This window comes from Citricoccus sp., assembly GCF_035445025.1.
Classification (GTDB): domain Bacteria; phylum Actinomycetota; class Actinomycetes; order Actinomycetales; family Micrococcaceae; genus Citricoccus.
On sequence record NZ_DAOMPX010000024.1, the window covers coordinates 33,910 to 46,249 of the forward strand.

The 12,340-nt window shown below is 70.3% G+C and carries 9 protein-coding genes; 7 read left to right on the forward strand and 2 right to left on the reverse strand.

Features of this window, described 5'->3' with window-relative positions; all coding sequences use genetic code 11:
- The first annotated feature begins 427 nt into the window (after positions 1–427).
- From PLJ28_RS09375 to PLJ28_RS09405, 7 genes are all read left to right on the forward strand, one after another.
- Positions 428–2,266, forward strand: a complete 1,839-nt coding sequence (locus PLJ28_RS09375) for an acetolactate synthase large subunit (RefSeq protein WP_370577095.1) — start codon at positions 428–430, stop codon at positions 2,264–2,266.
- A 3-nt stretch (positions 2,267–2,269) separates the two neighbouring features.
- Positions 2,270–2,782 carry an acetolactate synthase small subunit gene (gene ilvN, locus PLJ28_RS09380; RefSeq protein WP_183524723.1) on the forward strand — a complete coding sequence of 171 codons (513 nt, stop codon included), beginning with the start codon at positions 2,270–2,272 and terminating at the stop codon, positions 2,780–2,782.
- A 59-nt stretch (positions 2,783–2,841) separates the two neighbouring features.
- The gene (gene ilvC / locus PLJ28_RS09385; RefSeq protein ID WP_183524726.1) at positions 2,842–3,870 is read left to right on the forward strand and encodes a ketol-acid reductoisomerase; all 1,029 of its coding nucleotides are present in this window, start codon (positions 2,842–2,844) and stop codon (positions 3,868–3,870) included.
- 153 nt (positions 3,871–4,023) lie between these two features.
- Entirely contained in the window at positions 4,024–5,631 is a 1,608-nt protein-coding gene (gene serA, locus PLJ28_RS09390; protein ID WP_010145504.1) for a phosphoglycerate dehydrogenase, read from the forward strand.
- Between the two features lie 4 nt (positions 5,632–5,635).
- Complete coding sequence (metG, locus tag PLJ28_RS09395; RefSeq protein ID WP_298045334.1) at positions 5,636–7,267, forward strand: methionine--tRNA ligase; 1,632 nt, start codon at positions 5,636–5,638, stop codon at positions 7,265–7,267.
- Positions 7,268–7,417: 150 nt separating this feature from the next.
- Positions 7,418–8,545, forward strand: a complete 1,128-nt coding sequence (locus PLJ28_RS09400; protein ID WP_298045332.1) for a 3-isopropylmalate dehydrogenase — start codon at positions 7,418–7,420, stop codon at positions 8,543–8,545.
- A gap of 179 nt (positions 8,546–8,724) precedes the next feature.
- Positions 8,725–9,828: a branched-chain amino acid aminotransferase gene (locus PLJ28_RS09405; protein ID WP_324590057.1), complete on the forward strand. Its 1,104-nt coding sequence runs from the start codon at positions 8,725–8,727 to the stop codon at positions 9,826–9,828.
- 93 nt (positions 9,829–9,921) lie between these two features.
- Here the strand turns inward: PLJ28_RS09405 and PLJ28_RS09410 are convergent, their stop codons facing one another.
- Complete coding sequence (locus PLJ28_RS09410) at positions 9,922–11,736, reverse strand: polysaccharide pyruvyl transferase family protein (protein ID WP_298045329.1); 1,815 nt, start codon at positions 11,734–11,736, stop codon at positions 9,922–9,924.
- Positions 11,737–11,867: 131 nt separating this feature from the next.
- Positions 11,868–12,340, reverse strand: a 473-nt coding sequence (locus PLJ28_RS09415; protein WP_324590058.1) for a hypothetical protein, incomplete at its 5' end; no start/stop codon positions are given.

A 12,340-nucleotide genomic window follows, 5' to 3' on the forward strand; every position in this document is an offset into this window, starting at 1 on the left:
GCGTGTCCACGGAGCGGACGCCCGTCTCACGATGTGAGACCGTGAGAGGATGGATTGACGCCGGACGGCGTGCCTCGGGGATACTGGTCACCATGTCCAACATGCGACTAGTTGTCGTTATCCAGCGCGTGGCCTGAACTACGGTTCGGATCAGCGGGTCCGCCCGCCGCCACGCGCCAAACCCCGAGCGGGCCGACCGGCCGACGTCGGGGTTTATTTGTTGGAGATGCAAGCATGACGCTGGCCACCACATCAGCGCCACTGACTCCTCCGCCACTCCGGCGGACGCCGCGGGGGACACCCGCCGGCGGGCACCAGAGGTGACCGGGGTACCGCACAGGTACCCCGGATGCTCCAGTACAGCGCCAGAAGAGCTAGGCAAGAAGGCACAGCAATGAGTAACGGACCCCGGATCACCCCAGCGGTGATGACCTCACATGCATCCCGCGAGCCGCGGGACAGGAACGAGCCTGCGGGCGAGAGCCTGGTCCCCGGGCCGAACCGTGTCGTCGAACCGGTCACGATGACCGGGTCGCAGGCGATCGTGCGTTCCCTGGAGGAACTGGGCGTCACGGACATCTTCGGCCTGCCGGGCGGGGCCATCCTGCCCACCTACGACCCCCTGATGGACTCCCAGACGATCCGTCACGTCCTGGTGCGCCACGAGCAGGGCGCCGGCCACGCGGCACAGGGCTACTACCTGGCCACCGGCCGTCCGGGCGTGGCGATCGCCACCTCGGGCCCGGGGGCCACCAACCTCGTCACGGCGATCGCCGACGCCCACATGGACTCCGAGGCCTGCGTGTTCATCACCGGCCAGGTCGCCTCCGCGGCGATCGGCTCGGACGCCTTCCAGGAGGCGGACATCGTGGGCATCACGATGCCGATCACCAAGCACTCGCGGCTGGTCACCGACGCCCAGGACATCCCGCAGGCACTCGCCGAGGCGTTCCACATCGCCACGACCGGCCGTCCCGGCCCCGTGCTGGTCGACGTGGCCAAGGACGCCCAGCAGGCCCAGATGGAGTTCTCCTGGCCGCCGAGGATCGACCTGCCCGGCTACCGTCCGGTGGTCCGCGGCCACTCCAAGCAGGTCCGCGAGGCAGCCCGGCTGATCCAGCAGGCCGAGCGGCCGGTGCTCTACGTGGGCGGCGGCGTCTCCCGCGGCCACGCCAGTGCGGAGCTGCGGGAGCTGGCCGAGCTCACCGGGGCGCCCGTGGTCACCACCCTCACGGCCCGCGGCGTCTTCCCGGACTCCCACCGCCAGCACCTGGGCATGCCCGGGATGCACGGTTCGGTGGCCGCCGTCTCGGCCCTGCAGATGTCCGACCTGCTCATCACCCTTGGCGCGCGCTTCGACGACCGGGTCACCGGCCAGCTGTCCACGTTCGCCCCGAAGGCGCGGGTCATCCACGCGGACATCGACCCCGCCGAGATCTCCAAGAACCGTCCGGCGGACGTGCCGATCGTCGGCTCGGTCAAGGAGATCATCCCGGAGCTCACCGGCGCCGTGCGGGACGCGCACGCCGAGTCGGGTGCCCCGGACCTGGGCGAGTGGTGGACCGTGCTGGACCGGCTGCGCGAGACCTACCCGATGGGCTACGCCCCCACCGAGGACGGGCTGATGTCCCCGCAGAAGGTCATCGAGCGCCTCGACGCGCACTCCGGCCCCGAGGCCGTGTACGTGGCGGGCGTGGGCCAGCACCAGATGTGGGCGAGCCAGTTCGTCAAGTACGAGCGTCCCCACCAGTGGCTGAACTCCGCCGGCCTGGGCACCATGGGCTTCGCCGTGCCGGCCGCCATGGGCGCCAAGGTCGGGGACCCGGACCGCGTGGTCTGGGCCATCGACGGCGACGGCTGTTTCCAGATGACCAACCAGGAACTGGCGACCTGCCTGATCAACAACATCCCGATCAAGGTGGCCGTCATCAACAACTCCTCGCTGGGCATGGTCCGGCAGTGGCAGACGCTGTTCTACGAGTCCCGCTACTCCAACACCGACCTGAACACCGGCCACGACACCATCCGCGTCCCGGACTTCGTCAAGCTCGCCGAGGCCTACGGCTGCCTCGGGCTGCGCTGCGAGAGGGAGGAGGACCTGGACGCCACCATCGAGCAGGCCCTGGCCGTCAACGACCGCCCGGTCGTCGTCGACTTCGTGGTCTCGCGTGACTCGATGGTGTGGCCCATGGTTCCGGCCGGCGTGAGCAACGACGAGATCCAGGTGGCCCGGGACATGACCCCGGACTGGGACGAGGAGGACTGACCCATGGCACGACACACGCTGTCCGTACTGGTCGAGGACGTGCCGGGCGTGCTGACGCGCGTCGCCAGCCTCTTCGCCCGCCGCGCCTTCAACATCCACTCCCTGGCCGTGGGCACCTCCGAGATCGAGGGACTGTCCCGGATCACCGTGGTGGTGGACGCCGAGGGAGACCTGCTCGAGCAGGTGACCAAGCAGCTCAACAAGCTCGTCAACGTCATCAAGATCGTCGAGCTGAGCGCCGACAACTCCGTCCAGCGCGACCACCTGCTGGTCAAGGTCCGTTCGGACGCGGCCACCCGGTCCCAGGTCGTCCAGGCCGTCGAGCTGTTCCGCGCCTCCGTGGTGGACGTCTCCACCGACTCCGTGACCATCGAGGCCACCGGCGCGGCCGACAAGCTGGCCGCGCTGCTGGAGGTGCTCGAGCCCTTCGGGATCCGCGAGCTCGTGCGCTCCGGGACCATCGCCGTCGGGCGGGGCGGCAAGTCGATGACCGACCGCGCCCTGACCCGGAACTGACCTTCGGGTCCCCACCCACTTCCCGACAACCACCGAACAACACACCGAGGAGATCTCCTGTGACCACCAAGTACTACGAAGACGACGCCGACCTCTCGATCATCCAGGGACGCACCGTCGCCGTCATCGGCTACGGCTCCCAGGGCCACGCCCACTCGCTGAGCCTGCGTGACTCCGGCGTGGACGTCCGCATCGGCCTTGCCGAGGGCTCCAAGTCCCGCGCCAAGGCCGAGGCCGAGGGCCTGCGCGTCGTCTCCGTGGCCGAGGCCGCTGCCGAGGCGGACCTGATCATGATCCTCACCCCGGACCAGGTCCAGGGCGCCGTCTACCAGGAGCACATCGCCCCGAACCTGCAGGACGGTGACGCCCTGTTCTTCGCCCACGGCTTCAACATCCGCTACGGCTACATCCAGCCCCCGGCCGGCGTCGACGTCGCGCTGGTGGCCCCGAAGGGCCCGGGCCACGTGGTCCGCCGTGAGTTCGAGGCCGGCCGCGGCGTGCCCGCCCTGATCGCCGTCGAGCAGGACGCCACCGGCAACGCCAAGAACCTGGCCCTGTCCTACGCGAAGGGCATCGGCGGCACCCGCGCCGGCGTCATCGAGACCACGTTCACCGAGGAGACCGAGTCCGACCTGTTCGGCGAGCAGGCCGTGCTGTGCGGCGGCGCCTCCCAGCTGATCCAGTACGGCTTCGAGGTCCTGACCGAGGCCGGCTACCAGCCCGAGGTCGCCTACTTCGAGGTGCTCCACGAGCTCAAGCTGATCGTGGACCTCATGGTCGAGGGCGGCATCGCCAAGCAGCGCTGGTCCGTCTCCGACACCGCCGAGTACGGCGACTACGTCTCCGGCCCGCGTGTCATCGACCCGAGCGTCAAGGAGAACATGAAGGCCGTGCTGGCCGACATCCAGGACGGCACCTTCGCCAAGCGCTTCATGGACGACCAGGCCGCCGGGGCACCGGAGTTCAAGAAGCTGCGTGCCGCCGGTGAGGCGCACCCGATCGAGAAGACCGGCCGCGAGCTGCGCCAGATGTTCTCCTGGCTGAAGGACTCCGACGACGACTACACCGAGGGCACCGCGGCCCGCTGAGCCGTACCACCCCACCGGCGCCCGGGGTGATCCCGGGCGTGAAGGCGGCCCCTCGTGCACACGGGGGGCCGCCGTGCTTCCAGGTCCTAGAATCAAGATCGGCCGACCCACGTTCCGAGCCGGCGTCAATGTCTATCCGAAGGTGAACCTCCCGTGTCTGAAACCAAGCCCGTCGTCCTCATCGCTGAAGAACTCTCCCCGGCCACCGTGGACGCCCTGGGTCCGGATTTCGAGATCAGGACGACCGATGGTGCCGACCGTGCCCAGCTGCTGGCCGCCCTGCCGGAGGCCGACGCGGTGCTGATCCGCTCGGCGACGAAGATGGACGCCGAGGCGATCGGGGCCGCCTCCCGGCTCAAGGTGATCGCCCGGGCCGGCGTCGGGCTGGACAACGTGGACACCAAGGCGGCCACCCAGGCCGGTGTCATGGTGGTCAACGCCCCGACCTCGAACGTGCTGTCCGCTGCCGAGCTCACCTGCGGCCACATCCTCGGCGTCGCCCGCAACATCGCCCCGGCCAACCGCGCCCTGAAGGGCGGGGAGTGGAAGCGTTCCAAGTACGCCGGCGTCGAGCTGTATGAGAAGAAGCTTGGCATCATCGGGCTGGGGCGCATCGGCTCGCTCGTGGCCGAGCGGATGCGCTCGTTCGGCATGGAGATCCTCGCCTACGACCCGTACATCACCTCCGCGCGGGCCCAGCAGATCGGTGCCCGCCTGCTGGACCTGGACGAGCTGCTGGCCCAGGCCGACTTCATCACCATCCACATGCCGAAGACCCCGGAGACCATCGGGATGATCTCCGACGACCAGTTCGCGATCATGAAGGACACCGCCTACGTGGTGAACGTGGCCCGCGGCGGGCTGATCGACGAGGACGCGCTGAACCGCGCCCTCGAGGCCGGCACCGTCGGCGGCGCGGCCATCGACGTCTTCTCCTCCGAGCCGGCCATCGACCTGCCGTTCTTCACCCACGACAACGCCGTGGTGACCCCGCACCTGGGGGCCTCCACCTCGGAGGCCCAGGAGAAGGCCGGCGTGTCCGTGGCCAAGTCGGTGCGACTGGCCCTGGCCGGCGAGCTCGTCCCGGACGCCGTCAACGTGGCCGGCGGCATCATCCACGAGGACGTCCGCCCGGGCATCCCGCTGGCCGAGAAGCTCGGCCGCATCCTGACGGCGCTGTCCACCGGTGACTCGCTGACCGTCGTGGAGCTCGAGGTCGCCGGTGAGATCGCGGACAAGGACGTCAAGTCCCTCCAGCTGGCCGCGCTCAAGGGCGTGTTCACGGACGTGGTCTCCGACCACGTCTCCTACGTCAACGCCCCGGTCCTGGCCGAGCAGCGGGGCGTGGAGACCCGGCTGACGACCACCTCCGAGTCCCCGGCCTACCGCAACACGGTCACCGTCAAGGGCGCCACCTCCAACGGCACCCAGCTGTCCGTGTCCGGCACCCTGACCGGGCCCAAGCAGGTCCAGAAGGTGGTCGGGATCGACGGCTACGAGATCGAGGTCCCGCTGGCCGAGCACCTGCTGGTCTTCCGCTACACCGACCGTCCCGGCGTCATCGGGACCATCGGCAACGTGCTGGGCGACGCCGACGTGAACATCGCCGGCATGGACGTCTCCCGCCAGTCCGAGGGCGGCGAGGCCCTGGCCATGCTGACCCTGGACGCGGCCCTGCCGGCCGGTGTCGCCGAGCAGCTGGGCGAGTCCATCGGGGCCTCCAGGGTCGCCGGGATCGACCTGCTCGACCTGGAGCACTGAGCGCATGGCCCAGAGCTACTACCTGTCCACCGCCATCTCCTACCCGAACGGCGAGCCGCACGTCGGCCACGCGTACGAGTACGTGGGCGCGGACGTGATGGCCCGGTTCCAGCGCCTCGACGGCAAGGACGTGTTCTTCCTCACCGGCACGGACGAGCACGGCCAGAAGATGCAGCAGACCGCCGAGGCCGAGGGCATCACCCCGCTGGAACTGGCCACCCGCAACGCGGCGGCCTTCCAGCAGGTGGACGACGAGGTCCTGGACGTGTCCTACGACCGGTTCATCCGGACCACGGACGCCGACCACCGCGAGTCCGTCCAGGCCATCTGGCGGCGCATGGAGGCCGCCGGTGACATCTACCTGGGCAGCTACTCCGGCTGGTACTCGGTGCGCGACGAGCGGTTCTTCGGCGAGGACGAGACGCACGTGGGCGAGGACGGCGTGCGCTATGCGACGGAGACCGGCACCGAGGTGACCTGGACGGAGGAGGAGAGCTACTTCTTCCGCCTCTCGAAGTACCAGGAGCCGCTGCTGGAGCTCTACCGCAGCCGCCCGCAGTTCGCCGCGCCGCAGTACCGGTTCAACGAGGTCATCCGGTTCGTGGAGTCCGGGCTGGAGGACCTGTCCATCTCCCGGACCTCCTTCGACTGGGGGATCGACGTCCCGGCGCCGGCGGACGGCACCGCGAAGGGCCCGGACGGGCAGCCCGTCCAGCCCACCCTGGAGCACGTGATGTACGTGTGGGTGGACGCGCTGACCAACTACCTCACCGGTGCCGGATTCCCCGACACCGGTTCGGAGCGCTTCGCGCGCTACTGGCCGGCCGACCTGCACATCATCGGCAAGGACATCTCCCGGTTCCACTGCATCTTCTGGCCGGCCTTCCTGATGAGCGCCGGCCTCGAGCTGCCGCGGCGGGTGATGATCCACGGTTTCCTGAACAACGAGGGCCAGAAGATGTCCAAGTCGCTGGGCAACGTCGTGGCCCCGGCGGAGTGGGTGGCCCACTACGGGCTGGACGCCGTGCGGTACTTCCTGATGCGAGAGTTCCCCTTCGGCGCCGACGGTTCGTACAGTCACGACGCCGTGGTGGGGCGCAAGAACGCGGACCTGGCCAACAACCTGGGCAACCTGGCCCAGCGCTCGCTGTCCATGGTGGCCAAGAACCTCGGCGGCACGGTGCCGGAGCCGGGGGAGTACACCGACGCCGACCGCGCCCTGCTGGAGTCCGTCTCGTCCCTGCTGGAGACCTCGCGGGCGGACTACGCCGTGCAGGACTTCCACCACGCCCTGGAGTCCACGTGGGCCGTCCTGAACGACGCGAACGCCTACTTCGCCGATCAGCAACCCTGGGTGCTGCGCAAGACCGACCCGGAGCGGATGGCCACCGTGCTGTACGCGACGCTGGAGACGGTGCGCCGCGTGGCGCTGCTGGTCCAGCCGGTGATGCCGGGATCGGCCACGCGCCTGCTGGACCTGCTCGGGGTGGAGGCCTCCGGCGACGCCGGCCGCACCGGTGCCTCCGGTGCCGGGCCGCGGTCCTTCGCGGCCTGGGACGAGGCCCTGGTGCCGGGGGCCTCCCTGCCGGCGCCGGTCCCGGTCTTCCCGCGCCACGAGGAGCCAGAGGCCGGCTAGGACCAGCGGTTCGTCCCCGCTCCCTGGCGGGCCGCCGTGGGACCGGACGCCGGTCGGCCGCGTCCCACGGCGGGACCGGTGCCTGTCCGCATGGTGGACAGTGTGACCACATGGTGGACCAGTGTCCCCGGGCGGGCCTAGCCTGAGAGCATGGAAAACGTCGCCGATACGGTTCGCCCGGCCAGCACCCAGACCGCCACCCGCTCCGTCCAGGACGTCCTGGACATCGCCGTCATCGGCGGGGACGGCATCGGGCCGGAGGTCACCGCCGAGGCGCTCAAGGTCATGCGGGCGGCCACGGAGGCCTCCGGTGACGCGGAGATCCGCACCACCGACTACTCACTCGGCGCGGCGCACTGGCTGCAGACCGGGGAGACGCTCACCGAGGAGACCCTGCAGCGGCTGCGCGCCCACGACGCGATCCTGTTCGGTGCCGTGGGCGCCGCCCCGAACGACACCCGCATCCCCTCCGGGCTGATCGAGCGCGAGCTCCTGCTGAAGCTGCGGTTCAGCCTGGACCACGGGGTGAACCTGCGTCCGGCGCGGCTCTACCCTGGCGTTCCCAGCCCGCTGGCGGAGCCCGGTGACATCGACTTCGTGGTCGTGCGCGAGGGCACCGAGGGGCCCTACGTCGGCAACGGCGGGGCCATCCGGACCGGCACGCCCCAGGAGATCGCCACCGAGGTCTCCGTCAACACCGCCTACGGCGTGGAGCGGGTCGTCCGCCACGCCTTCGCGCTGGCCGCCACCCGGCCGCGCCGGCACGTGTCCCTCGTGCACAAGCACAACGTGCTCGTGTACGCCGGGCACCTCTGGCGGCGGACGGTGGAGGCCGTGGCCGCGGAGTACCCGTCCGTCACCCACGACTACATGCACGTGGACGCCGCGACCATCCACATGACCACCGACCCCTCGCGGTTCGACGTGATCGTCACGGACAACCTGTTCGGGGACATCCTCACCGACCTCGCCGCCGCCGTCACGGGCGGCATCGGCCTGGCCGCGTCCGGGAACCTGAACATCTCCGGCACCGCACCGTCCATGTTCGAGCCGGTCCACGGTTCGGCCCCGGACATCGCCGGACAGCAGAAGGCCGACCCCACCGCCGCCATCCTCTCCGGGGCCTTGCTCCTGGAGCAGGCCGGCCGCACCGATGCCGCCCGGCGCATCAACGAGGCCGTGTGGGCGGACATGGCCGCCCGCGGCCAGTCCGGCACGCCGCAGTCGGGACCGCGCACCACGGCGCAGGTCGGCGACGCCATCGCCGCCGCCGTCTGAGCGGCGTCGAGGCATCCCGCGTCTGAACCGCCCTCCGGGCAGGTCATATGATGGATGCACCTTCCCGGCGCATCAGCGGACCCGCTGGCCACCGAGAACGCGAAGCAATGCCCTGGGCGCGGCCGGCGCCGGCCTGCGTGGCACCCGGGGTACTACGAGAGAAGGAATCCGTCGTGTCCATGGAATTCGCCGTCCATCCCCAGTCCTCGCCCGTCTCCGAGGAGCGGCGCCGTGAGATCCTGGCGGATCCGGGCTTCGGGCAGCACTTCACCGACCACATGGTCTCCATCGACTGGACCTGGGGCGGCGACGGGCAGCACAGCGGCGGGACCTGGCACGACGCGCGGATCGAGCCGTTCGGGCCGCTGAGCCTGTCCCCGGCCACGGCCGTCCTCCACTACGCCCAGGAGATCTTCGAGGGCCTGAAGGCCTATCGCCACCCGGACGGCACCGTGTGGACGTTCCGGCCCCGGGCCAACGCGGCACGCCTGAACCGCTCCGCGCGGCGGCTGGCCCTGCCGGAACTGCCGGAGGAGGACTTCCTCGAGTCATTGCGCCTGCTGGTGTCCACGGACATCGGCTGGGTTCCGGACGGCGAGGGGCAGTCCCTGTACCTGCGGCCGTTCATGTACGCCTCCGAGGCATTCCTCGGCGTGCGCCCGGCCCACGAGATCGCGTACAAGGTCATCGCCTCCCCGGCGGGGAACTATTTCGGGGGCGAGCTCAAGCCCGTCTCCATCTGGGTGTCCCGGGACTACGCCCGCGCCGGTCACGGCGGCACCGGTGCGGCCAAGTTCGGCGGCAACTACGCCGCGTCCCTGGCCGCGCAGCTCGAGGCGTCGGCCCAGGGCTGCGACCAGGTCCTCTTCCTCGACCCCGTCCGGGACAACGCCGTGGAGGAACTGGGCGGGATGAACGTGTTCTTCGTCTTCAAGGACGGCTCCCTCGTCACCCCCGAGCTCACCGGCACCATCCTGGAGGGCGTCACGCGATCCTCCGTGCTGCAGCTGGGCCGGGGCCGCGGGCTGGACGTCGTCGAGCGGCGCATCACGCTCCAGGAGTGGCGCGACGGGGTGGCCGGCGGTGAGATCACCGAGGTGTTCGCCTGTGGCACGGCGGCCGTCATCACCCCGATCGGCCGCCTGGTGGACGGCGAGGAGCACTTCGACTCCCCGGCCGTCACCCCGGGTGACTCCGTGGCGCTGGACATCCGCCGTGAACTCCTGGACCTGCAGACCGGCCACGGCGAGGACCGCCACGGCTGGCTCCACCGGCTGGCCTGAGGACGCCGGGGCGCCCGGGACGCACGAGATACGGCCCGCCCCGGTGGCCGCTCCCGCGGGAGCAGCCACCGGGGCGGGCCGTCGCGGTCCTGCCTAGAGCCCCAGGCCCTCGCGCAGGGCGCCGGCGAGTGCGTCGCCGTCGAAGTCCAGCTCGACCGTGTCCGGCAGGCCATCGGCCAGGGACGGTGTGATGGGGGAATGGCGAGAGACCTCGAGGGGCGCCTGAGGCTCCAGCCCCACCGAGCGGAAGTAGTCCTCGAACTTCGTCCCGTCGCCGCTGATGGCCTCCGAGGCGTCCCCCATGACCGCCCAGCGAGCCGGGATGCCGTAGGCGTTGGCCACGATCACCCCGTGCAGGGACGTCGAGACGATCCGTTCGCACGAGGTGATCTGGTCCACCACCGACCGCAGGAAGCCCTCCCCGACGCCGCTGAGGCGGATGTCGGCCACGTCGTCCAGGTGCAGGTCGAGGTTGTCCTGCGAGACGTGCCTGATGAAGCCCACCTCGTGCTGCTTGGGTCCCTGGTGTCCTGAGACGAAACGGGGCAGCAGCAGGGCGGGGTCGCCGTAGACCTCCGGGCACGAGCCGCCTCCGGCCAGGACCTCCTCGCGGGTGACGGGGCCGCGGACGGCCAGGTAGCGGGCATTGGGGTCCATCGCGTCCCCGCGGCGCGGGGTCCCCGAACCCCAGACCGTCGACCGTTCCCGCGCGAACTTGATGACGGAACCGATGGCCAGCAGGCTACGGTCCCGCTGGCCGAAGGCCGGCGGCTGACCGGTCACCCATTCGACCACCCACGGGCTCAGCACATCGCCGAAGTTACCGGGGTAGGGGGTCTTCATCCACCACATCCTCAGGCGCCGGGCGGGTCCGATACCCAGGTCGCGCGCGCGCTCGTCCCGCCCGATCTCGTCGAGGAGCTCGGCCGCGCGGGCCGCGGCGGCACTGCTCGCGCCCGTCAGGACGTGCTCGGCCTCGCGCCGGGCACCGGCGAAGTCGTGGCGCTCCTTGAGGCGGACGGCGAGCTCCTGCCTCGTCGCATCCAGCGTCGGGTTCTCCTGGAGCTGACTCCGCAGCACCGCCACTGACTCCTCGTGCTGACGGTCCAGCTTGAGGTACCTCGATAGGCGGATCGCCGCGTCGGGATCCGTGGGCAGGGAGTCGAGGGACCGCTCCGCCAGCCGGATGGCAGCGAACCGGTTCCCGGCCTTCATGGCATCGACGGCCTCCGCGCCGAGCACCCGCGAACGGACCGCCGGGTTGTCCGCGGCGTTCTGGTGCTGCACCACCTGGTCGCGGAAGGAGCTGACATTGCCGCTGTGCCCGTGCAGGAAGACACTCCGATGGGTCGGCGTCTCGGTCGGGCGCAGCATCATGTCCGGCGGCAGCAGGCCGACGGACAGGGGCAGCTCATGACGGCTCCACGCCTCCTGGAGGATGTAGTCATCCGTGACCCGTTCCTCGGTCTCACCCTCGATGTCGAGCATGAGGTCCAGGAAGTCGCTCGCGGCCTGCGTGGGACCGAAGTAGAGGTAAGACGGCACCCAGAAGCGTGCCGTCTGATACGGGTCGTACTCGCGGATGTAACGGAACCGGCCGCCGAAGCCCACGAGGTCGAAGTGAGAACCTCGAAGCACCTCCGGCAGGCCGACCAAGCGGGTATCGACGTCCACCCACAGGATGGCCCCGAACCGGTCGTGCATCCGGCGGTAGAAACCGATCTTCTCTCGGGTGATGGCACCCCAGTCCAGGCCCTCCGCAGGCAGTTCCTCGATGTGGTGCGGCATCCCCAACCGCTCACAGTCCTCCCGGAGGCGGGCGGCGGCGTCGTGGTAGTACTGGTCACCGGCGTAGAAGCTCACCAGCGTCGGGAGGGGTTGCTGACCGTATGCGGGGAAGTCACTCATAATTCCTCAATCTACTCATGGGGGAGACCCGGGCCGGTCAGGCGTGCCGCCCGGCGCGTGACACGGCGCCGCGGCCCACCCCGGTCGAGGGCGGGCCGCGGCGGAAGGCGGCGGAGGGACGTCTGGGCGGGTCAGGAGGCCTGGATGGTGCCCGCCGAGGCGGACAGGACCGGCCCGAGGCCCTCGGCGCTGTCCGCCACCGAGACGAGCTGCAGCTGGACGGCGGAGGCCTTCGGCCACGCCTTCGAGGCGAAGGCGGTCTTGGCGACCCGCAGCCGGAAGGTGAACGGCAGGGCCACGCCGGCCTGGTGCACGAGGTGCAGCACCACGGTCCCGTGGTCGCGGGCGAGGTCCAGGGAGAAGATCCGGCCCGCCACCTCGATGTCCACGAAGATCTTGCCCACGGCCTTGGGGTTGGACCAGTCCGAGGTCAGGGTGAACCCGAGGTCCTTGACGCCCTCGCCCTCGATGTGGAGCTCTCCGTCCCAGCGCAGTTCCATGCCCTTGCGGGGCTTGGTCACCGGCAGGTGCAGGGCGATGTCGAACGCGCTCGCCCGGAAGCGGCCCACCGGCCGGTTCGACGGCACGGGGATGCCCACGCCGG